We start from the raw sequence: 21,041 nt of genomic DNA on the forward strand, positions 1-21,041 counted from the left end.
GGTCGCGCCGTCGGGTGGCCCGGCAGCGCCTTCGCCCGAAAGTACGTCCAGCGGCCCCGATCGGTTCACCCACGGGCCGACAGGGCGCATCCGGCGCGGGTGTTCACGTCCGGTTCACGTTCGGGCCGATCCGCGCTCACCGCGTCCTCCTAGCGTCCGCCGGGTACGCACGTCGGACGGTTGATCCCGGCGTGCCCCGCACTTCCCTCCAGGAGGCACCTCCCGATGAGCAACCGTCCCCGGCTGCTTCCCCTGCTGGGCGCCACGCGCCACGGCAGCCGTGACGCCATGACCTGTCTGTACCGGTGCGGCAACGCCTGTGACCACCCGGTGCCCAACTCCTCCGGCAACCCGTACTTCGGGGACGTGGTCGACGCCGAGGTGTCCCGGCGCGGCGTGGTCCGGGCCGGCGCGGTGGGTGCGCTCGTCCTCGGCTTCGGCGGCACCGCCGTCGGCGCGCTGGCCGGGGCGGGTGCCGCGTCCGCCGCACCGGCCGCCCCGGTCGTTCCGGAGGCCACCGGGTTCGGCCGGCCGCCGGGCGGCGTGGGCAGCGGCGCGCTGACCTTCAAGCCGATCCCGCCGAACAAGCTCGACACGCTGGTGGTCCCCAACGGGTACGACCACGCCGTGGTGATCCGCTGGGGCGACCCGGTGGTGCCGGGCGCGCCGGAGTTCGACCCGCACGGGCAGACCGCCGCCAGGCAGGCGAAGCAGTTCGGCTACAACAACGACTTCGTCGGCGTGCTGCCGCTGGACAAGCGGGGCCGGCGGGCGCTGCTCGTGGTCAACCACGAGTACACCAACGAGGACCTGATGTTCCCCGGCTTCACCGGCCTGGACGCGCTCACCGTCGAGCAGGTGAGGGTCGCCATGGCGGCGCACGGGATGAGCGTGGTCGAGCTGGAGCGGGTCGACGGCACCGGGCAGTGGCGGCCGGTCGGGGGCGGCCGGCGGCCGTACAACCGGCGGGTCACCGCGCTGGCCACCAGGTTCGAGCTGACCGGCCCGGCCGCCGGCTCGCCATGGCTGAGGACCGCCGCCGACCCGAAGGGCCGCACGGTCGTCGGTACGCTGAACAACTGCGCGGGCGGCGTCACCCCGTGGGGCACCGTGCTCTCCGGCGAGGAGAACTTCAACCAATACTTCGTCGGCGGCGACGGCGCGCCGGAGGAGCTGAGGCCGAGGCTGGCCCGGTACGGCATCAACACCACCGACCGGTATCCGAGTGGCAACCGCAGGTGGGACCGCGCCGACGAGCGCTTCGACCTGGCGAAACACCCCAACGAGGCGCACCGGTTCGGGTGGGTCGTCGAGATCGACCCGTTCGACCCGGAGAGCCGGCCGCGCAAGCACACCGCGCTGGGCCGGTTCAAGCACGAGGGCGCGAACGTCATCGTGGCGCGCGACGGCCGTGTGGTCGCGTACATGGGGGACGACGAGCGGTTCGACTACCTGTACAAGTTCGTCTCGGACAGGAAGTTCATGGCCGGCGACTCGTCGGTGGCCCGCAGGCACAACCTGACCCTGCTGGAGTCCGGCACCCTGTACGTGGCCCAGCTCGAAGGCAACTCGGCCGCCGAGATCGACGGGTCGGGCGCGCTGCCCGCCGACGGGGCGTTCAACGGCCGGGGCCGCTGGATCAGGCTGGTCAGCGGCAACCGGTCGTACGTCGACGGGATGACCGCCGCAGACGTGCTCACCTTCACCCGGCTGGCCGGGGACAAGGCCGGGGCAACGAAGATGGACCGCCCGGAGGACGTCGAGCCGAGCCTGCTCACCGGCAAGGTGTATGTGGCGCTGACCAACAACACCGACCGCGGCAAGGCGGGCAAAGCGGCGGCCGACGAGGCCAACCCGCGCAACCTCAACAAGCACGGCCAGGTGCTGGAGCTGGTCGAGGACGGCAACAACAACGCGGCGGAGACGTTCGCCTGGTCGCTGCCGATCGTCTGCGGCGATCCGACCGACCCGTCCACCCACTTCGCCGGGTACGACAAGGCGAAGGTCTCCCCGATCTCCTGCCCGGACAACGTCGCCTTCGACGCCACGGGCAACCTCTGGATCTCCACCGACGGCAACGCGCTGGGCAGCAACGACGGCCTGTTCGCCACCGCCGTCGAGGGCCCGGAGCGGGGGCACCTCAAGCAGTTCCTGACCGTGCCGCTCGGCGCGGAGACCTGCGGGCCCTTCATCACCGGCGACAACCGGTCGGTGTTCGTGGCGGTGCAGCACCCGGGTGAGATCACCGGGGCCTCGGTGGAGAACCCGGCCTCCACCTGGCCGGACGGCGACTACGCCAAGCCCGGCGTGGTGGTCACCTGGCGGCTGGACGGCGGCCCGATCGGCAGCTGACCGGCGACGGCGCGCACGGCGGCCCCCTCCCAGCCGGGAGGGGGTTCTGTCGTCTCAGCCCTCGACGACGGCGGCGTCGGCGACGGCGCGGGCGACGGTGAGCAGCTTGGCCCGGACCACCCGGGCGGAGGTCATCATCTCGCTGGCCGGCAGCGCGCAGGCCAGCACTATCCGGCGTTCCAGGTCCTTGTCCGGGGTGACCAGCACCGCGGCGCACGCCACGCCCTGCCGGAACTGGCTCAACTCGAGCTGCATCCCGCGCCGGTCGCCGGCCGCCAGATCCGCCTCGAACGCCTCGGGGCTGGTCAGGGTGGCGTTGGTGAACGGGCGCATGCCGTACTCCCGCAGGTAGCGGAAGCGCTGCTCGGTGGTGAGGGTGGCCAGCAGGGCCTTGCCGAGCGCGGTGGCGTGCGCCCCCTCGTCGAAGCCCGGGACCATGTCCTCGAGGTACGGCGAGCGGTGCCCCTCGGCGACGGCGGTGATCGCCACCTGGCCGCCGACGAACCGGCCCAGGTAGTGGCTGTACCCGGTGTCCAGGGCCGCCCGCCGCAGGCACTCGCCGACCGGCGCTGGCCCCCGGAACGCGGTGACCAGCTCGCGGTACCGGTCGGCGATCTCCAGCCCGACGATGTACGTGCCGTCCTCCCGGCGGATCACATAGCCCTCGTATGCCAGGGTGCGGACCAGGTGGTAGGTGGTGGCCACGGTCAGCTCGCAGCGCCGCGCGATCTGCTTGACGGTCAACCCCTTCGGGGCACGACCGACCGATTCGAGCACGCGTAGGGCGCGGGACACACTCCGGATGAGATCCGAAGGTTCCGCCAAGGGGTCGCGCACAACCACCTCCGCCGCCGGGGAGTTACACCATATGAAATCCAGGCGTCCGGCGAAATGCCTGTTCGGATCGACGATGCCAGATCATCCTAAACGGTCAGTGCCCCGAGCGACACGGTGAGTTGTCCGAGGTGGGCTCGCGTAGGTTTGCGGGACCATGACCCGTACCGCCCCGTACCCCGCGTCACCGGCCGCCGCCCGCCATCCCCTCCGGGCCGGCGCGGGGGCGGTCGCCACCACCGTCGCCTGCGTCCTGCCCGTCTTCCTGGTCGGCGGCCTTGCCGTGCAGATGGGTGCGGACCTGGGCTTCTCCCCGGCCGGGCTGGGCCTGGTCGTGTCCGTGTACTTCGGCGTCAGCGCGCTCGCCTCGGTGCCCTCCGGTGTCCTCGTGGAGCGGCTCGGCCCGGCCGTGGTGGCCCGCGCCGGCATCCTGCTCTCCGCCGGGTCCATGCTGGCCGTGGCGGCGCTGGCCCGGTCGTACCCGGTGCTGGTCGTGCTGCTGGCGCTCGGCGCCGCCGCCAACGCCCTGGGGCAGCTCGCCAGCAACGCGGCGCTGGTCCGGCACGTGCCGGCGCGCCGGCAGGGGCTGTCGTTCGGGGTGAAGCAGGCGGCCGTCCCGCTCTCCACCCTGCTGGCCGGCCTGGCGGTGCCGACCGTCGCCGTGACCGCCGGCTGGCGGTGGGCCTTCGTGGCGGGCACGGTCGCCGCGCTGTCCGCGCTGCCGCTCGTACCGGCGCGGGAGGCCCGTCCGGGGCGGCCGACCGGCGGCCGGCGGGCCGGTGGGGCGACGGGGGCCCTGATACTGGTCGGGGTGGCCGCGACGCTGGCGGCGGCCGCCGCGAACGCGCTGGGCACCTTCCTGGTCGACTCGGCCGCCGGCCGGGGGCTCTCGCCGAGCCTGGCCGGGCTGACCCTGACCCTCGGCAGCGTGGTCTGCGTGGCCGCCCGGATCGGTTTCGGCGCCCTGGCCGATCGCCGGGACGGCGGCCACGTGACGGTCATCGCCGGCATGCTCGTCGTCGGCGCCCTGGGGCTGATGCTGCTGGCGCTGACCGGGCCGGTGCCGCTCGTGGCGGGCGTGGTGCTCGGCTTCGGCCTGGGCTGGGCCTGGCCCGGGCTGATGACCTTCGCGGTGGCCCGGCTGCACCCGCAGGCCCCGGCCGCCGCCACCTCGATCACCCAGACCGGGGTGTACGCCGGCGGCTGCCTCGGCCCGCTGGCCCTCGGCGCGACCGCCACCGCCTTCGGCTACCCGTCGATGTGGCTCGCGGCGGCGACGGCCATGCTCGGTTCGGCCGCCCTGATGCTCACGGCGGCCCGCCTGCTGCGCGCCCGCTGACGGGGGTCAGCTCGTGCGGTCGGCGATGAAGTCGCAGAGGGATTCGAGGGCCCGGCGGGTCGCCCCGCCCGGGAGCGGGGCGAGTTGCCCACGCGCGTCCTCGGCGTAGCTGCGGACCGTCTCCCGGGCCCGCTTCAGGGCGGGGGACTCGCGGAGCAGACCGAGGGCCTCGGCGTGCAGGTCGTCGTCGACGATCGGGCCGGTGGCCAGGATCTCCCGCAGCCGCACCGAGGCGGCGTCGGAGTCGTCCGAGGCGAGCGCGTAGAGCACCGGCAGCGTCGGCACCCCCTCGCGCAGGTCCGTGCCGGGGGTCTTGCCCGACTGCACCGACTCGCTGGCGATGTCCAGCAGGTCGTCGGAGAGCTGGAAGGCCACGCCGATGGTCTCGCCGTATGTGGCCAGGGCCTCGGTGTGCTCGACGGAAGCCTGGCCGAACAGCCCGCCGAAGCGGGCCGAGGTGGCGATCAGCGAGCCGGTCTTCCCCGCGATGACGTGCAGGTAGTGGTCGACCGGGTCCTGCCCGTCCCGGGGGCCGACCGTCTCGGCGATCTGGCCGTGCACCAGCCGGGCGAACGTGCGCGCCTGGAGGCGCACCGCCTCGGTGCCGAGGTCGGCGGCGAGGTCCGCGGCGCGGGCGAACAGGTAGTCGCCGACCAGGATCGCCACCGAGTTCGTCCAGCGCGAGTTGGCGCTCGGCGCGCCCCGGCGCACGGCGGCCTCGTCCATCACGTCGTCGTGGTAGAGGGTCGCCAGGTGGGTGAGTTCCATCACCACGGCGGCGGGGACGACCTGCGGGTTCGTCGGATCGCCGAACTGGGATCCCAGGGCGACCAGCAGCGGGCGGAAACGCTTCCCGCCGGCGTCCACCAGGTGCCGGGCGGCCTCGGTCACCAACGGGTCGGCGCTCGCCACCGCGGCCCGCAGTTCCGCCTCGACGGACTCCAGCAGGCCCAGCACGGACGCCTCGACGCGGGGATCGGCCAAGTGCAGGCCGAGCGCGCCGAACTGACCAGTGCTCTTCCGACTCCGCCGAGCGGAGCCGGTGGCACCTGAACGCTCGCCAGCCGAAATCACCACGCTATCCACCATGCCACACCCGTTCGACCTGCTCCGGACGGGGGATACGGCGACGGGGCCGGCACACTGTCGTGTGCCGGCCCCGTCGCCGGGAAAGGTCGGTCATCGTACGAATTCAGCGGCACCGTTGGCAAGATCGAGCAGCGGACCCGGGACGACGCCCAGCACCAGGGTGGCCAGCACGCCGATCATGAGGGCCGCCGAGGTGAGCCCGCCCGGCGTGGTGACCGTCGGGGTGGACTCGCCCGGCTCGGACAGCCACATCATCACCACGACCCGCAGGTACGGGAACGCCAGCACCATGCTGGTCAGCACGCCGGCCACCACCAGCCACGCGTGGCCGGCGTCCAGCGCCGGGGCGAAGACGGCGAACTTGCTCATGAACCCGCTGGTCAACGGGATGCCGGCGAAGGCCAGCAGGAGGAAGGTGAAGATCGCCGCGAAGAACGGCGAGCGCCGGCCCAGCCCGGCCCAGCGGGACAGGTGGGTGGCCTCCCCGTCGGCGTCCCGGACCAGGGTCACCACCGCGAACGCGGCGAGCACCGAGAACCCGTACGCGACCAGGTAGAACATCGTTCCGGAGAGCCCGTCCTTGCTCGGCGCGAGCACCCCGACGAGCAGGTACCCGGCGTTCGCGATCGACGAGTACGCCAGCAGCCGCTTGATGTCGGTCTGGGTCACCGCCAGCACCGCGCCGACCAGCATGGTCAGCACCGCGATCGCGCCGAGGACCGGGGTGAAGTCCCACGCCGCCCCGGAGAACGCCACGTGGAACACCCGCAGCAGGGCACCGAACGCGGCGACCTTGGTGCAGGCCGCCATGAAGCCGGTGACCGGCGTCGGAGCGCCCTGGTACACGTCCGGGGTCCAGACGTGGAACGGCGCGGCGGCGGCCTTGAACAGCAGCCCGATGGCGAGCAGCGCCATGCCGGCGAAGAGCAGCACCTTGCTGGCCGGGGACTCGTTCACCGCAGCGTGGATCGTGGCGAAGTCGACGCCCGCCGTCCGGCCCGGGATGCCCGAGGTGAACCCGTACACCAGGGCCACGCCGAAGAGGAAGAACGCCGAGGCGTACGCGCCGAGCAGGAAGTACTTCATGGCCGCCTCCTGGCTCAGCAGCCGCCGGCGGCGGGCCAGCGCGCAGAGCAGGTAGAGCGGCAGCGAGAAGACCTCAAGGGCGATGAACATGGTCAGCAGGTCGTTCGCCGCCACGAAGATCAGCATGCCGCCGATCGCGAAGCTGGTCAGCGGGTAGACCTCGGTCGCCCCGTTGCTGCCCTCGGCCTGCCGCCGGTCGTCGGGCGACTCGGCGGTGACCGCAGCCTGGGCGACGAACGCCCCGCCCCGCTCCACCGAACGCTCACCGATGAGCAGCAGCGCCATCGCGGCGAGGACCAGGATCGCGCCCTGGAGAAACAGCGTCGGCCCGTCCACGGCGATCGCCCCGCCTGCGGTGAGCAGCCGCTCGTCGGCGTTCACCATCACCATCACCAGGGCGGCGAGCACCGCCAGCAGGCCCAGGGACAGTTGCGCCAGGTGACGCTGCCTGCGGGGCACGAAGGCCTCGACCAGCACGCCCACCAGGGCGGCACCGAGCATGATCAGGATCGGAGCGAGCGCCGTGTAGTCGATCGACGGCAACTTCAGCTCGGTCATTTCGCGGCCTCCTGGACGCTGCCGACCTCAGGGGCGGGATCGGTCCTGCCGACGTCCTCCATGGTGGCCCGGACGGCGGGGTTGATGACATCGGTGACCGGCTTGGGGTAGAAGCCGAGCAGCACGATCAGCGCGATCAGCGGCGCGACCACGAACTTCTCGCGCAGGCTGAGGTCGCGGCGCATCGGCTCGATCTCGACCAGGGCCGGATTGAGCGTGCCCTGGGTGGTGCGCTGCACCATCCACAGCACGTACGCGGCAGCCAGGATGATGCCGAGCGTGGAGATCACCGCCACCGGCTTGTTCACCGTGAAGGTGCCGATCAGCACCAGGAACTCGGAGACGAACGGCGCGGTGCCGGGCAGCGCCAGCGAGGCCAGACCGGCGAAGAAGAGCACCCCGGCCAGCAGCGGCACCAGCTTGCCCGCGCCGCCGAAGTCGCTGATCAGGGCCGATCCGCGCCGGGCCACCAGCATCCCCACCACCAGGAAGAGCAGCCCGGTGGCGAGGCCGTGGTTGAGCATGTAGAGCACCGCGCCGGTGCCGGCCTGGGTGGTGAAGGCGAAGATGCCGACCCCGATGAACCCGAAGTGCGCGATCGAGGTGTACGACACCAGCCGCTTCAGGTCGTTCTGGCCGACCGCGAGCAGCGCCGCGTAGATGATGCCGATCACCCCGAGCGCCAGCGCCCAGGGGGCGAACCACTTCGACGCCTCCGGGAACAGCGGCAAACAGTACCGCAGGATGCCGAAGGTGCCGACCTTGTCCAGCACGCCGACCAGCAGCGCGGCAGCCCCGGCCGGGGCCGCGCCACCGGCGTCCGGAAGCCAGGTGTGGAACGGGAAGAACGGCGCCTTGATCGCGAAGGCGAGGAAGAACCCGAGGAACAGCCAGCGCTCCGTGCCGGTGGAGATGTCCACCTGGGTCAGCGCCTGCCAGTCGAAGGTCTTCCCGCCGACGACCCAGAGGCCGATCACCGCGGCCAGCATGAACAGGCCGCCGACCAGCGAGTAGAGGAAGAACTTCACGGCCGCATACTGCCGCTGGTGGCCGCCGTAGCTGCCGATCAGGAAGTACATCGGCACGAGCATGACCTCGAAGAACACGTAGAACAGGAAGACGTCGGCGGCGGCGAAGACGCCGATCATCGTGCTCTCGAGGATGAGCAGCAGGGCGAAGTAGACCGGCACCGAGCGCTTCGACGACTCGGCGTCGTGCCAGGACGCCAGGATCACCAGCGGCACCAGCACCGCGATCAGCATCAGCATCACCAGCGCGATGCCGTCGGCGGCGAAGGTGAACCGGGCGTCCCACTGCGGGATCCAGGTGTAGGACTCGCGGAACTGGAGCCGGTCACCGCCGGTCTTGAAGCTGACCCACATGACCACCGACAGCGCCAGCACCAGCAGCGACCACCCGAGGGCCACCTGCTTGGCCAGGTCCGGCCGGCGGCGCGGCAGGACGGCCACGACCAGCGCGCCGACCAGCGGCGCCACGGTCAGCACCGAGAGGAACGGGAAGTTGGACATTATGCGGCCTTACCTCCGTCGTCACTGCTTGGTCCGCCGGCGGGGGCGGCCGTAGAGAGGTCGATCACGCCAGCCACCCCGCCTGCACGGCCATGAACGCCGCCACCACCAGCAGCGCGCCGGCCAGGATGGACGTCGCGTACGACCGGACGAATCCGGTCTGCAGCCGCCGGAGCCGGCCCGAGCCCCCGCCCACCGCGGCGGCCAGGCCGTTGACCAGCCCGTCGACGCCCCGGTTGTCGAGGAAGACCAGCGCCCGGGTGAGGAAGATCCCCGGCTTCTCGAAGACCGCCTCGTTGACGGCATCCGTGTAGAGGTTGCGCCGGGCGGCGGTGACCAGCACACCCGCCGGCTGCGGCTCGGTGGCCGTGCCGTTGCGGAACAGGAACCAGGCCAGCCCGGCCCCGGCGACCGTGACCAGCAGCGACAGCGCCGTGATCACCCAGTGCGCGAGGACGGCCTCGTGCTGGCCCGCCTCGTGGCCGCCCAGCCCGGCGGTCGCCTCCAGCCACTCCGGCACGGACGTGGAGAGCAGGAAGCCGGCGCCGACCGAGCCCAGGGCGAGCAGGATCAGCGGGATCGTCATCAGCTTGGGCGACTCGTGCGGGTGCTCGATGTCCTCGGTCCACCGCTTCGGGCCGTGGAAGGTGAGCACGAACAGCCGGGTCATGTAGAACGCGGTGAGCCCGGCCCCGAGCAGCGCGGCCCCGCCGAAGAGCCAGGCCGTCCAGTCCTCCCGCTCGAAGGCGGCCACGATGATCGGCTCCTTCGAGAAGAAGCCGGAGAACGGGAACATGCCGATGATGGCTAGCCAGCCCATCATGAACGTGAGCCAGGTGACCTTCATGTGCTTGGCCAGCCCGCCGAAGCGGCGGATGTCCACCTGGTCGTTCATGCCGTGCATGACCGAGCCGGCGCCGAGGAACATGTTGGCCTTGAAGAAGCCGTGCGCCAGCAGGTGCACGATGGCCAGCGCGTACGCCCCGCCGCCGAGGCCGACGCCGACGAACATGTAGCCGATCTGGCTCACCGTCGACCAGGCCAGCACCCGCTTGATGTCGTCCTTGGCCGCGCCGATGATGCAGCCGATCAGCAGGGTCAGCGCGCCGACGCTGACCACCACGAGCTGGAGCGTCGAGTTGGCCGAGAAGATCGGGTTGGACCGGGCGATCAGGTAGACGCCCGCGGTGACCATGGTGGCGGCGTGGATGAGCGCCGACACCGGGGTCGGGCCCTCCATCGCGTCCGGCAGCCACGCCTGGAGCGGGAACTGGCCGGACTTGCCGGTCGCCCCGAGCAGCAGCAGCAGGCCGAGCACCAGCACAGTGGTCGCGGTCAGCGAGCCGACCCCGTTGAACACCTCGTCGTACTGGGTGGTGCCGAGGGTGGCGAACATGATGAAGATGCCGATGGCCAGGCCGGCGTCGCCGACCCGGTTCATCAGGAACGCCTTCTTGCCGGCGGTGGCCGCGCTCGGCCGGCCGTACCAGAAGGAGATCAGCAGGTACGACGCCAGGCCGACGCCCTCCCAGCCGAAGTACAGCATCACGTAGTTGTTGCCGAGCACCAGCAGGAGCATCGCGGCGACGAACAGGTTGAAGTAGGCGAAGAACCGCCGCCGGCCCTCGTCGTGCGCCATGTACTCCACCGCGTACAGGTGGATCAGGAAGCCCACCCCGGTGATGAGCAGGACGAAGACCGCGGCCAGCGGGTCGAACAGCAGACCGAAGTCCACCTTGAAGTCACCGACGGCGATGAAGTCCCACAGGCTCCGCTCGACCGACTTGTTCTCCAAGCTGCGTAGCTGGAAGAAGTAGGTCAGGCCGAGCACGAAGGACGTGCCGACCGACGCCACCCCGAGCCAGTGCCCCCAGCGGTCGGCCCGCCGGCCCAGCAGCAGCAGGATCACCGCACTGGCCAGCGGGATCGCCACCAGCAGCCAGACGCTGCCGAGCAGCCCACTCGCCGAAGCGTAGGCGACGGCACCTGCCGGCTCGGCCGGGGCGTTCATCAGAATCTCTCCCACAGCTGGCCCCTCTAGTACTTGAGCAGGTTGGCGTCGTCGACGCTCGCGGAGCGCCGGGTCCGGAAGATGGACATGATGATCGCGAGGCCGACCACGACCTCGGCCGCAGCCACCACCATGACGAAGAACGACATGATCTGGCCGTTCAGGTCACCGTTGATCCGGCTGAAGGTGACGAGGGTCAGGTTGGCCGCGTTCAGCATCAGCTCGACGCACATGAACAGCACGATCGCGTTGCGCCGGATGAGCACCCCCGCCGCGCCGATGGTGAACAGCACCGCGGCGAGCACCAGGTAGAAGTCCGGGGTCATTTGTCCGTCCCCTTCAGCAAGGTGTCCTCGTCGGTCAGCTCCCGCACCGGCAGGATCGCCGAGATGCCGCGCTCGGTCAGCCGGCCGTCAGGCAGGCGGGCCGGGGTGGCCACCGAGGAGGAGGTGGCGAAGACGCCCGGGCCGGGCTTCGGGCCGGGGTAGTTACCCGGGGCGAATCGGGCCTTCATCGTGGCGACCTGGTCCATCTTGTCTTCCTTGCGCCGCTCGACGTGCGCCAGCACCATCGCACCGACCGCGGCCGTGATCAGCAGCGCCGAGGTCAGTTCGAAGGCGAAGACGTACTTGGTGAACAGCAGCCGGGCGATGCCCTGCACGTTCCCCTCGGCGTTGGCCTGTTCCAGGCCCACCGCCTGGACGCCGTGCAGCGCCCGGTACAGGCCGCCGCCCACCAGGCCGGCGAAGCCGAGCCCGAGCAGCACCGCGGCGACCCGCTGGCCGCGCAGCGTCTCGATCAGCGAGTCCGAGGCGTCCCGGCCGACCAGCATGAGCACGAACAGGAAGAGCATCATGATCGCGCCGGTGTAGACGATGATCTGCACCATGCCGATGAACGGCCCGGCCTGCAGGACGTAGAACACGCCCAGGCAGAGCATGGTCAGCACCAGCCAGAGCGCCGAGTGCACGGCGTTGCGCGCGGCGACCATGCCGATCGCGCCGATCAGCGCCAGCGGGGCGAGGATGTAGAAGGTGACCTCCTCGCCGCCGGACACCCCGCCCGCCGCGGCGAGCACCGTCTGCGTGGTCATGCCTTGTCCCCCTTCCCCGCCGCCGCCCGCTGGGCGTGCTGCTCGGCGCCGGGGAAGGTCACCCCGGGGTGCTCCTGGACCTGGTACCGGCCCGGGCTGTTGGTCGCGTGCTCGGCACCGGCCGAGGTGCCCGGGTTGGTCAGCGCACCGACGTAGTAGTCCTTCTCGCTGTCCCCGAGCCGCATCGGGTGCGGCGGCTGCTCCATGCCCGGCAGCAGCGGCGCGAGCAGCTGTTCCTTCGTGAAGATCAGGTCCTGCCGGTTGTCCCGGGCCAGCTCGTACTCGTTGCTCATGGTGAGCGACCGGGTCGGGCAGGCCTCGATGCACAGTCCGCAGAAGATGCAGCGGGCGTAGTTGATCTGGTAGACCGACGCGTTCCGCTCACCCGGCGAGAGGCGGTTCTCCTCGGTGTTGTCCCCGCCCTCGACGTAGATCGCGTCGGCCGGGCAGGCCCAGGCGCACAGCTCGCAGCCGATGCACTTCTCCAGGCCGTCCGGGTGCCGGTTCAGGACGTGCCGCCCGTGGTAGCGCGGCGCCGGGACCGGCGGCTTGAACGGGTAGTCGGTCGTGACGACCTTCTTGAACATGTGCGAGAAGGTGACTCCGAAGCCCTTGAACGTTCCGGTGATCGCGCCCACGTCACACCTCCCTGGAGTCCGAGCCGGCGGCGACGTTGGCCGGCTCCCGCTCGGCGACCACACGCTTGGTGCGCGGGCTCGGTGGCACTTGCAGGTCCATCGGTGGCAGCGGGAAGCTGCCGTGCGGCCGGCTGTTGGCCTGCTCCTGGAGCGACGGCTTCGGCTTCGGCTTGCGGCTCGGCCAGAGCAGCGTCGCCAGCAGCAGCACGCCCGCGCCGATCGCGGTGGCGAGCAGCCGGTCCCTGGTCTGCCAGTCCTCGATCGACCGCAGGCCGGCCAGGACCAGGATCCAGACCAGGTTGATCGGCAGCAGCACCTTCCAGCCGAAGCGCATGAACTGGTCGTACCGGAGCCGGGGCAGGGTGCCGCGGAGCCAGACGAACACGAAGACCAGGGCGATCACCTTGCCGAAGAACCACAGCATCGGCCACCAACCGGAGTTGGCGCCCTCCCACAGGGTGATCGGCCACGGGGCCCGCCAGCCGCCGAGGAACAGCGTCGTGGTGACCGCGGACATGGTCACCATCGCGACGTACTCGCTGAGCATGAAGAGCGCGAACTTCAGCGAGCTGTACTCGGTCATGTAGCCGGCGACCAGCTCCGACTCGGCCTCGGGGAGGTCGAACGGCGCCCGGTTGGTCTCACCGACGGTGGAGATGAAGAAGATGATGAAGCTCGGCAGCAGCAGGATCGCGTACCAGCCGGGGGCCGGGACCTCGGTGCCGAAGATGGTCAGCTGGGTGGCGTCCCCCTGGGCGGCGACGATCCCGCTGGTGGACATCGTGCCGGCGGTCATGAACACCGCCACGATGCTCAGCCCCATGGCGACCTCGTAGGAGATCATCTGGGCGGTGGACCGCAGGCCGCCGAGCAGCGGGTACGTCGATCCGGAGGCCCAACCGCCGAGCACGATGCCGTAGATGCCCATCGACGAGCAGGCCAGCAGCACCAGCACCGCCACCGGCACGTCGGTGACCTGGAGCGGCGTGTGGTGGCCGAAGATGCTCACCATCGGGCCGAACGGCACCACCGACAGGGCGGTGACCGCGCAGACCACCGAGATGGTCGGCGCGAAGAAGAAGACGACCTTGTCCGCCGCCTTCGGGAGGATGTCCTCCTTGAAGGCCATCTTCAGGCCGTCGGCCAGGGTCTGGAGCAGGCCGAACGGGCCGGCCTGGTTGGGGCCGGGCCGCACCGCCATGCGGCCGACGACCCGCCGTTCGAACCAGACACCGAGCAGCGTGGCCAGCACGGCGACGACGAAGGCGAAGACGACCTTGATCAGGACCAGCCACCACGGGTCCTTGCCGAAGTCGGCCAGCGTCGGGTCCTGGGCCAGGTAGACCGCGTTCACTGGGAAACACCCCCGGTGTTGAGGAGCGGACCCGGGTGGCCGGCCGCGTCCGCGGCGACCGCCGGGGTGGCCTGCTCCGTGGCGGCGACCGCCGCGGAGATCCGTACCACCGTGCCGGACGTCGCGCCGAGGCCGCGTCGCACGGTGGAGCCGGGTGAGTTGGTCGGCAGCCAGACGACGCCGTCGGGCATCTCGGTGATCGCCGCCGGCAGGGTGATCGCCCCGCGGTCGGTGCCCACCGTGACCGGGTCACCGTCGGCGACGCCGAGCGCCTCCGCGGTGCCCTTGCCCACCCGTGCCACCGGCGGGCGGGCGGTGCCGCTCAGGTGCTCGTCACCGTCGGTGAGGCTGCCCAGGTCGATGAGCTGGTGCCAGGTGGACAGGACGGCCTCGCCGGCGCCGGGCTGCGGCACCGGGGCCGGCTCCACCGACGGCGCGGACGGCCGGTCGGCCCGGGTCGGCGACAGGCTACCCAGCTCCCGCCGGATGCTGAGCACGTCGCCCGTGCCGATCTGCACGTCGAGCAGCGCGGCGAGCGCGTCCAGCACCCGGCCGTCGGTCATCGCGGCGGTGTGCAGCACCGCGTCGAAGGGACGCAGCCGGCCCTCCCAGTCCAGGAAGCTGCCGGCCTTCTCGACCACCGGGGCCACCGGGAGGACCACGTCGGCCCGGCGGGCCACCGCGCTGTTGCGCAGCTCCAGGCTCACCAGGAACGGCACCGCGTCGAGGGCCTGCTCGGCCAACCGGGGGTCGGCCAGGTCGGCCGGGTCGACCCCGGCCACCACCAGCGCGCCGAGCTGGCCGTTCGCGGCGGCGGCGACGATGCCGTCGGTGTCCCGGCCGGCCTGGCTCGGGATCACCCCGGCCGCGATGTCCCACGCCTCGCCCAGCTCGGCCCGGGCCGCCGGCTCGGTGACCGGACGGCCGCCGGGAAGCAGGTTGGGCAGGCAGCCCGCGTCGACCGCGCCCCGGTCGCCCGCGCGCCGCGGCACCCAGGCCAGCTTCGCGCCGGTACGCCGGGCGACGTCCGCCGCCGCCGACAGGCCGCCGGGCACCTCGCCCAGCCGCTCGCCGACGATCAGGATCGCGCCCGGGGCGCTGAGCGCCTCGGCCACCGTCGCGTGCTCGGCGAGGACGCTCGCCTCCTCGCCCGGCACCACCCGGGCCAGCTTGGCCCCGAGCTTCTCCAGGCCACGGGTGGCGAACGGCGCGAGGGCGTACACCGTGAGCTTCTTCTTCAGGTACGCCTTGCGCAGCCGCAGGAAGAGGATCGGGCACTCCTCCTCCGGCTCCAGACCGACCAGCACCACGGCGGGCGCGTTCTCCACGTCCGCGTAGGTGACGTCGGTGCGCCCGGCGACCGTGCTGGCCAGGAAGTCGGACTCCTCGCGGGAGACCGGCCGGGCCCGGAAGTCGATGTCGTTGGTGTTCAGCGCGACCCGGGCGAACTTCGCGTACGCGTACGCGTCCTCGACGGTCAGCCGGCCGCCGGTCAGCACCGCCGTGCCGTGGCCGCCGTCCCGGGCGGCCCGCAGCCCTTCGGCGGCGACGGTCAGCGCCTCGCTCCACGACGCCTCGCGCAGCTCACCGGTCTCGGAGTCGCGGACCCGCGGGGTGGTGAGCCGGTCGAAGGCGCGGGCGTACTGGAAGCCCCAGCGTCCCTTGTCGCAGTTCCACTCCTCGTTGACCTGCGGGTCGTCGCCGGCCAGCCGGCGAGTCACCTTGCCCCGCCGCCAGTCGGTGCGCTGGGCGCAGCCGGCCGAGCAGTGCTCGCACACGCTCGGGCTGGAGACCAGGTCGAACGGGCGGGCCCGGAAGCGGTACTGCGCGCCGGTCAGCGCGCCCACCGGGCAGATCTGCACGGTGTTGCCGGAGAAGTACGAGTTGAACGGGACGTCGCCCGCGTCGCCCTCCTCGCCGTACGCCTCGTCCCGGTAGATATTGATCTCCTCGGCGGACGACCGGCCCATCAGGTCGATGAACTTGTCGCCGGCGATCTCCTCGGAGAACCGGGTGCACCGCTGGCAGAGCACACAGCGCTCGCGGTCGAGCAGCACCTGGGTGCTGATCGCCATCGGCTTCTCGTACTCCCGCTTGTGCTCGTGGAACCGGGAGTCCGTGCGGCCGGTGGACATCGCCTGGTTCTGCAGCGGGCACTCGCCACCCTTGTCGCACATCGGGCAGTCGAGCGGGTGGTTGAGCAGCAACAGCTCCATGACCCCCTCCTGCGCCTTCTTGGCGACGCCGGAGGTGAGCTGGGTGCGGACCACCATGCCCTCGGCGACGGTCTGGGTGCAGGAGGCCACCGGCTTGCGCTGGCCCTCCACCTCGACCAGGCACTGTCGGCACGCGCCGGCCGGGGCCAGCAGCGGGTGGTCGCAGAAGCGCGGGATCTCGGTGCCCAACTGCTCGGCGACCCGGATCAGCAGCGCGCCCTTGGGCGCGGTGACCTCGACGCCGTCGATGGTGAGGGTGACGGTCTCGGTCTGCTTGGCTACGTCGGTCACAGTGCTCGCCTTTCGCTCGCGACTGCGGGGCTCGCTTCGCTCACTCCTCGCGCTCGCATCAGTGCGCTCCCACCAGCTGCTTGTCCGACAGCTTCGGCGCGGTACGTCCCTCGATGTAGTCGAGGTAGTCCTGCTTGAAGTACTTCAGCGACGAGGTCACCGAGCTGGTCGCACCGTCACCCAGGCCGCAGAACGAGCGGCCGAGGATGTTGTCGCAGGTGTCCAGCAGGGTGTCCAGGTCCTCGTGGGTGCCCTGGCCGGCGAGGATCCGCCGGTAGACCCGGACCATCCAGTAGTTGCCCTCGCGGCACGGGGTGCACTTGCCGCACGACTCGTGGTGGTAGAACTCCAGCCACCGGTACGTCGCGTACACCGGGCAGTCCTGGTCGGAGAAGATCTGAGTGGCCGTGGTGCCCAGGATCGAGCCGGCCGCCGCCACCCCCTCGAAGTCCAGCGGCACGTCCAGGTGCTCGGCGGCGAGCAGCGGGGTCGACGAGCCGCCCGGGGTCCAGAACCGCAGGTTGTGCCCCGGCTGCATCCCGCCGGCCAGCTCCAGGAGCTCGCGCAGCGTGACGCCCATCGTGCACTCGTACTGGCCCGGTTCGGCGATCCGGCCGGAGAGCGAGTAGATCATCGGCCCGGCGGACTTCTCCGTGCCCATGGACTTCCACCAGTCGGCCCCGCCCAGCACGATGTACGGCACGCTGGCGATGGTGCCGACGTTGTTGACCACCGTTGGGCTGGCGTACAGGCCGTGGGTCGCCGGGAACGGCGGGCGCAGCCGGGGCTGGCCCCGAAAGCCCTCCAGCGAGTCCAGCAGCGCCGTCTCCTCGCCGCAGATGTACGCCCCGGCACCCGAGTGCACCACCAGCTCCAGGTCGAACCCGGAGCCGAGGATGTTCTTACCGAGGTAGCCCTTGGCGTACGCCTCCTGCACGGCGTTGCGCAGCCGGCGGGCGGCGTGCACCGCCTCGCCGCGGATGTAGATGTAGGCCCGGCTGGCCCGGATCGCGTACGACCCGATGATCACGCCCTCGACCAGCGAGTGCGGATCGTGGGTCATCAGCGGCAGGTCCTTGCAGGTGCCCGGCTCGCCCTCGTCGGCGTTCACCACCAGGTAGTGCGGCTTGCCGTCGCCCTGCGGGATGAACCCCCACTTCAGGCCGGTCGGGAAGCCCGCGCCGCCGCGACCGCGCAGCCCGGAGTCCTTGACGAGCTGGATCAGGTCGTCCGGGTGGGCCTTGAGCGCCTTGCGCAGGGCGGCGTAGCCGTCCAGCCTCTCGTACGTGCCGATCCGCCAGGCGTCCGGCGACAGCCAGCGCTTGGTGAGCACGGGGGTGAGCTTGGCCAGGGTCTCCGGCCGAGGAGTGGTCACTTCTTGGTTCCCCCTTCGCTCACGACTGCGCGGTTCTCAGCCCGCGACTGCGGGGCTCGCTCCGCTCGCTCCTCGCGCGCGACTGCGCTGTTCTCAGCCCGCGACTGCGGGGCTCGCTCCGCTCGCTCCTCGCGCGGGCGATCGGGGCTCGCAAGCTCACTCCTCGCACCCGCGGATGCCGCCGCTTCCTTGAGCGAGCGCTCCTGCGCGCCGGCCTCGTCGCCGGCGGGCTTGCCGTCACCGGCCGGTGTGTTCGCGGCGACGCCGGCGGCCTCGGCCTCCCGCGCGTCGCGCGGCGCCGGGGGCGTCGGGTCGGCCGGAAGCTTGGTGCCGGGTGCGTCCGGCACGGCGGTCCGGGCGTCCGGCTGCCGGGTCTCCGCGGCCCGCACCTCGGGCGACTTGGCGTCCGGCGCCTTCACGTCGGGAGCGGTGCTGCCGGTCGCCGTGGTGGCGGGGGCCGGCTTCGCCTGCTCCGCGGCCTTCGCCCTCGCCGCGGCGGCGTCCGCCTCCGCCTTGCTGCGGATCGGCGTGTTCGGGTCGTAGCCCGGCACCGAGATGCCGTGCTGCTCGGCCAGCCGCAGGCCGCGCAGGGTGGGCTCGCCCGGGCCGCCGTCGGCGACCGCGCCCTCGCGCTCGTCGGCGAAGCCGGCGAGCTGCACCGCCATCTCCTTCAGCGTGCAGAGCCGCGCGCCCCGGGTCGGCATCGGCCGGCCACCGGAACGCAGCTCCTCGACCACCCCGAGGGCGGTCTGCGGGTCGACGCCGTCGAAGAAGTCGTAGTTGACGGTCATCACCGGGCCGTAGTCGCAGGCCGCCAGGCACTCGGCGTGCTCCAGGGTGACCTTGCCGTCGGCGGTGGTCTCGTCGTGGCCGACGCCGAGGTGCTCGGCCAGGGTGTCGTAGACCTCCTGCCCGCCGAGCACGTTGCACATCGTGTTGGTGCAGACGCTGACCAGGTAGTCACCGGTCGGCCTGCGCTTGTACATCGTGTAGAAGGTGGCCACTGCGCCGACCTGGGCCTTGTTCAGGCCGAGCACGTCGGCGCAGAACTCGACGCCGGCCGGGGAGACGTACCCCTCCTCCGACTGCACCAGGTGCAGCAGCGGCAGCAGCGCCGAGCGGGACCGGTCGGCCGGGTACCGGGCGACGATCTCCCGCGCCCGCTCACGAGTCGTTTCGGTGAAGCTCATCGGTCACATCCACCCATCACGGGGTCCAGCGAGGCGCCGCCGGCGATCACGTCGGCGATCAGGCCGCCCTCGGACATCGCCGGGAGGGCCTGGAGGTTGACGAAGCTCGGCTCCCGGTAGTGCACCCGGTACGGGCGGGTGCCACCGTCGGAGACGGCGTGCACGCCCAGCTCGCCGCGGGGCGACTCGATGCCGACGTACACCTGGCCCGGCGGGACCCGGAAGCCCTCGGTGACCAGCTTGAAGTGGTGGATCAGCGACTCCATCGACTGACCCATGATCTTCGCGACGTGCTCCAGCGAGTTGCCCATGCCGTCGACGCCGATGGCGAGCTGCGCCGGCCAGGCGATCTTGCGGTCGGCGACCATCACCGGGCCCGGCTTCAACCGGTCCAGCGCCTGCTCGACGAGCTTGAGCGACTCCCGGATCTCGGCGAGCCGGACCAGGTAGCGGCCCCAGACGTCGCCGTCGGTGTGGGTCGGCACGTCGAACTCGTACGTCTCGTAGCCGCAGTACGGCATGGTCTTGCGCAGGTCCCAGGCGAGGCCGGCGGAGCGGAGCACCGGGCCGGTGACGCCCAGCGCGAGGCAGCCGGTCGCGTCGAGCACCGCGACGTTCGTGGTGCGCTCGATCCAGATCGGCTGGCCGGAGAGGAGATCCTCGTATTCCTTGAGCCTCTTCGGCATCATCTTGAGGAACCTGTGGATCTTGACGATCGCCTCGTCCGGCACGTCCTGCGCCACGCCGCCCGGCCGGACGTACGCGTGGTTCATCCGCAGGCCGGTGATGCTCTCGAAGATGTCGAGGATGTACTCCCGCTCGCGGAAGCCGTACAGCATCATGTTGATCGCGCCGAGCTCCATGGCCGTGGTGGCCACCCAGACCAGGTGCGAGGCGATCCGGTTCAGCTCCATCATCAGGACCCGGATCGTGGTGGCCCGCTCGGTGATGTCGTCGGTGATGCCGAGCAGCTTCTCCACCGCGAGGCTGTACGCCGTCTCGTTGAACAGCGGCGCGAGGTAGTCCATCCGGGTCACGAAGGTCGTGCCCTGCACCCAGTTGCGGTATTCCAGGTTCTTCTCGATGCCGGTGTGCAGGTACCCGATGACCGACCGCGCCTCGCGGACGGTCTCGCCCTCCAACTCGAGGATCAGCCGGAGCACGCCGTGGGTGGACGGGTGCTGCGGACCCATGTTGACGACGATCCGCTCGTCGTTGATCGGGTCCGTGCCGGAGACGATCTGGTCCCAGTCCCCACCGGTGACGGTGAAGACCCTGCCCTCGGTGGTCTCGCGCTCGGTCGCGTAGTTCGACGTCGTCACTGGTACGACCTCCGTCGGTCCGGCGGCGGGATCTCCGCGCCCTTGTACTCGACGGGGACGCCGCCGAGCGGATAGTCCTTGCGCTGGGGGTGCCCCTCCCAGTCGTCCGGCATGAGGATCCGGGTCAGGTTGGGGTGGCCGTCGAAGATGATGCCGAACATGTCGTACGCCTCCCGCTCCTGCCAGTCGGCGGTCGGGTAGACGCTGGTGACGCTCGGCAGGTGCGGGTCCTCGGCGGACACCGCGGCCTCCAGCCGCACCCGGCGGCGGTACGTCATCGAGGTGAGCTGGTAGACCACGTGCAGCCGGCGCTCGTGCGCACCGAGGTAGTCCACCCCGGACACCGAGGAGCACAGCTCGAAGCGCAGCGCGAGGTCGTCCCGCATCACCTGGCAGACCTCGGCGATCCGCTCCGGGCGGACGTGCAGGGTCAGCTCGCCCCGGTCGACCACGATCCTCTCGATCGCGTCGCCGAAGGCCGGGTAGGCCTCCTCCAGCGCGTCGCGGACCTCGTCGAAGTAGCCCCCGTACGGCCGGGGGGTCTCCTCGACCGGCTGACGCGGGCGGACCAGGCCCCCGAAGCCGGAGACGTCGCCCGAGCCGTGGATACCGAACATGCCGCGCCCGGCCGGGCCGGCCGGCGGGTGCTCGGCGGGCGCGCCGCTGCTGGCCCCGGCCGGCGTCACCGGCACCGGCAGGCCGCCGGTGTTCGAAGCTGCGCTCACCGTGCCTGCCCTCCGTTCGCGACTGCGGGGCTCCGCTTC

General features: G+C 71.4%; 16 protein-coding genes. 2 read left to right on the forward strand and 14 right to left on the reverse strand.

Annotated features, from left to right (window positions below; genetic code table 11):
* The first annotated feature begins 225 nt into the window (after positions 1-225).
* The gene (locus tag ACH4T9_RS21655; protein ID WP_396671537.1) at positions 226-2,352 is read left to right on the forward strand and encodes a PhoX family protein; all 2,127 of its coding nucleotides are present in this window, start codon (positions 226-228) and stop codon (positions 2,350-2,352) included.
* A 54-nt stretch (positions 2,353-2,406) separates the two neighbouring features.
* On the opposite strand, the gene ACH4T9_RS21660 is transcribed toward ACH4T9_RS21655, so the two are convergent.
* Entirely contained in the window at positions 2,407-3,189 is a 783-nt protein-coding gene (locus tag ACH4T9_RS21660; protein ID WP_396671538.1) for an IclR family transcriptional regulator, read from the reverse strand.
* Between the two features lie 154 nt (positions 3,190-3,343).
* Here ACH4T9_RS21660 and ACH4T9_RS21665 point away from each other — a divergent pair, with 154 nt between their 5' ends.
* Entirely contained in the window at positions 3,344-4,525 is a 1,182-nt protein-coding gene (locus ACH4T9_RS21665; protein WP_396671539.1) for an MFS transporter, read from the forward strand.
* Positions 4,526-4,531: 6 nt separating this feature from the next.
* Here the strand turns inward: ACH4T9_RS21665 and ACH4T9_RS21670 are convergent, their stop codons facing one another.
* From ACH4T9_RS21670 to ACH4T9_RS21730, 13 genes are all read right to left on the reverse strand, one after another.
* On the reverse strand, positions 4,532-5,614 hold the full coding sequence (locus ACH4T9_RS21670) for a polyprenyl synthetase family protein (protein ID WP_396671540.1): 1,083 nt from the start codon (positions 5,612-5,614) through the stop codon (positions 4,532-4,534).
* A gap of 90 nt (positions 5,615-5,704) precedes the next feature.
* Positions 5,705-7,258, reverse strand: a complete 1,554-nt coding sequence (gene nuoN / locus ACH4T9_RS21675) for an NADH-quinone oxidoreductase subunit NuoN (RefSeq protein ID WP_396671541.1) — start codon at positions 7,256-7,258, stop codon at positions 5,705-5,707.
* Entirely contained in the window at positions 7,255-8,787 is a 1,533-nt protein-coding gene (locus ACH4T9_RS21680; protein WP_396671542.1) for an NADH-quinone oxidoreductase subunit M, read from the reverse strand. Before ACH4T9_RS21680 ends, nuoN begins: the two co-directional genes overlap by 4 nt.
* Positions 8,788-8,851: 64 nt before the next feature.
* Complete coding sequence (nuoL, locus tag ACH4T9_RS21685) at positions 8,852-10,798, reverse strand: NADH-quinone oxidoreductase subunit L (protein WP_396672043.1); 1,947 nt, start codon at positions 10,796-10,798, stop codon at positions 8,852-8,854.
* A 26-nt stretch (positions 10,799-10,824) separates the two neighbouring features.
* Complete coding sequence (gene nuoK, locus ACH4T9_RS21690) at positions 10,825-11,124, reverse strand: NADH-quinone oxidoreductase subunit NuoK (RefSeq protein ID WP_350883381.1); 300 nt, start codon at positions 11,122-11,124, stop codon at positions 10,825-10,827.
* Positions 11,121-11,891 carry an NADH-quinone oxidoreductase subunit J gene (locus tag ACH4T9_RS21695; RefSeq protein ID WP_396671543.1) on the reverse strand — a complete coding sequence of 257 codons (771 nt, stop codon included), beginning with the start codon at positions 11,889-11,891 and terminating at the stop codon, positions 11,121-11,123. The genes nuoK and ACH4T9_RS21695 overlap by 4 nt, the downstream gene beginning before the upstream one ends.
* Entirely contained in the window at positions 11,888-12,529 is a 642-nt protein-coding gene (nuoI, locus tag ACH4T9_RS21700; protein WP_350883384.1) for an NADH-quinone oxidoreductase subunit NuoI, read from the reverse strand. The genes ACH4T9_RS21695 and nuoI overlap by 4 nt, the downstream gene beginning before the upstream one ends.
* Position 12,530: 1 nt before the next feature.
* Positions 12,531-13,883: an NADH-quinone oxidoreductase subunit NuoH gene (gene nuoH / locus ACH4T9_RS21705; protein ID WP_396671544.1), complete on the reverse strand. Its 1,353-nt coding sequence runs from the start codon at positions 13,881-13,883 to the stop codon at positions 12,531-12,533.
* The gene (locus tag ACH4T9_RS21710; protein WP_396671545.1) at positions 13,880-16,390 is read right to left on the reverse strand and encodes an NADH-quinone oxidoreductase subunit G; all 2,511 of its coding nucleotides are present in this window, start codon (positions 16,388-16,390) and stop codon (positions 13,880-13,882) included. Before ACH4T9_RS21710 ends, nuoH begins: the two co-directional genes overlap by 4 nt.
* 58 nt (positions 16,391-16,448) lie before the next feature.
* Positions 16,449-17,765 carry an NADH-quinone oxidoreductase subunit NuoF gene (nuoF, locus tag ACH4T9_RS21715; protein WP_396671546.1) on the reverse strand — a complete coding sequence of 439 codons (1,317 nt, stop codon included), beginning with the start codon at positions 17,763-17,765 and terminating at the stop codon, positions 16,449-16,451.
* Positions 17,762-18,955 (reverse strand): NADH-quinone oxidoreductase subunit NuoE, encoded by a 1,194-nt coding sequence (gene nuoE / locus ACH4T9_RS21720; protein ID WP_396671547.1) that lies wholly within the window; start codon positions 18,953-18,955, stop codon positions 17,762-17,764. The genes nuoF and nuoE overlap by 4 nt, the downstream gene beginning before the upstream one ends.
* Positions 18,952-20,277: an NADH-quinone oxidoreductase subunit D gene (locus ACH4T9_RS21725; RefSeq protein WP_396671548.1), complete on the reverse strand. Its 1,326-nt coding sequence runs from the start codon at positions 20,275-20,277 to the stop codon at positions 18,952-18,954. Before ACH4T9_RS21725 ends, nuoE begins: the two co-directional genes overlap by 4 nt.
* On the reverse strand, positions 20,274-21,002 hold the full coding sequence (locus ACH4T9_RS21730) for an NADH-quinone oxidoreductase subunit C (protein WP_350883396.1): 729 nt from the start codon (positions 21,000-21,002) through the stop codon (positions 20,274-20,276). The genes ACH4T9_RS21725 and ACH4T9_RS21730 overlap by 4 nt, the downstream gene beginning before the upstream one ends.
* Between the last annotated feature and the right edge of the window lie 39 nt (positions 21,003-21,041).

Source organism: Micromonospora sp. NPDC020750 (assembly GCF_044334565.1).
Classification (GTDB): Bacteria; Actinomycetota; Actinomycetes; order Mycobacteriales; family Micromonosporaceae; genus Micromonospora.